Raw genomic sequence first — 1,523 nt, forward strand, 5'->3', positions numbered from 1 at the left:
GCGTGAGTTGCCCTGTGTCAAGCCGCCGTCGGGGCGTCGTCGGTTTTGTCCTTGTTGAGGATGTTTTGGAGTGCGCGGTGGTTGGCGGGGTCGTAGGGGGTGCTGGTGGTCCAGCACTTCCAGATGACGTCGAGCCAGGCGCGGGCGAGGATGCGTACCGCGTGGGGATGGTCGCATCCGCGAGCGCGGGCACGGTTGTAGAGCTGAGCGGCCCAGTCGTTGGCGTGGCGGCTGTCGCCGGCGAAGTCGCAGACCGCGTCGCGCAACTGTTTGTCCACGGCCCAACGGAACGACACGATGCGCAGTTTGCCGGACTCGCGGGTGGACGGGGCGACGCCGGCCAGGCACGTGAGGGAGTCGGCGGTGGGGAACCGGCCGCGAGCGTCGCCGATCTCTGCGAGGAGGCGGGCGGCGCGGACGGTGCCGACTCGGGGCAGGGCTGCGTAGACAGGCTTGTCGGGGTGGGCGTCGTAGGCGTCGGCGATCTGCTTGGCCAGGGTCTGGATCTGCGCGGTGATGGTCTGCAGGCAGGCGAGGTAGGCGCGGGTGATCCCGGCGAGAGCGTGGCCGTGGCCGCCGGTGGCGCCGCGTGGCGCGGCGGTGATCCGTGCGTGCAGGGTCTGCGCACTGGTGTGGCCGCTGTAGGCGGCACTGGTCAGCCAGGTGGCCAGCCGTTTAGGCGTCAGCCAGTCCAGGTCGTCCTGGGTGGTGAAGCGGGTCAGGAAACGCAGGCTGATCGCCGAGTCCAGGTCGCTGAACAGGCCGACGGCGGCGGGCATGGCGGTGGACAGGTGGGCGCGCAGCTGGTTGGCGACCGCGACGCGGTGGGCGACCAGGTCACGGCGGGCCCGGCACAGCTTGCGCAGCGCGGTGGTGGTGTCGCTGTCGAGGACCAGCGGGGTCAGCCGGCGCCAGTCGGTGCGGATGGTGTCCGCGAGGACGTAGGCGTCGAACCGGTCGTCTTTGTTGCCGGCCGAGCCGTAGCGGGCGCGCAGGTTCTTGACCTGCTGCGGCGGGATCACGTATACGGTCACGTCGGTGCCCAGCAGGGCGTCGACGACTGGCCCGTCGCCGCGTTCGATGCCCACGGCGGTGACCTGGTGACGCTCCAGCACGTCGGTCAGCCGGCGCAGACCCGCCGCGGTGTGCGCGACGGTCTGCCGGGCGAGGACCTGCCCGTCGGGGTCGAGCACGCACACGGCGTGATTGTCGCTGGCCCAGTCGATGCCAGCGGTGACCGCTGGCCGGGTCGGGGTGGTGTCGGTCAGACTCATTGTTGCCTCTCCGCTGCGCTACCAGTGGGGAAGCACCTGGCGGTTCCGGGACACCACTGCCGGTCGCTCATTGAGCGGCGCTCGATGGCGCATAGCCCTGTTGCCAGTCGGGGTGTCCCGGGCCGCCGGGCCTCGCAGAACTCACGCTGGACCTCGAAGGTCGAGCGAGCTGGGCGATGGCCCGACGGTCACCGGTGCACTCGAACCAACATCAGCTCGAGTGAGACAAGGGTGCACCAATGAGCGAGC

1 protein-coding gene is annotated in these 1,523 nt (G+C 70.3%); it reads right to left on the reverse strand.

Features of this window, described 5'->3' with window-relative positions:
* Positions 1 to 17 precede the first annotated feature (17 nt).
* Positions 18 to 1,274, reverse strand: a complete 1,257-nt coding sequence (locus ABZ807_RS33330; protein WP_357167152.1) for an IS110 family transposase — start codon at positions 1,272 to 1,274, stop codon at positions 18 to 20.
* Positions 1,275 to 1,523 lie beyond the last annotated feature (249 nt).

The sequence above is a fragment of the Micromonospora sp. NPDC047548 genome (genome assembly GCF_040642975.1).
In the GTDB taxonomy this organism is placed as follows: Bacteria; Actinomycetota; Actinomycetes; order Mycobacteriales; family Micromonosporaceae; genus Micromonospora.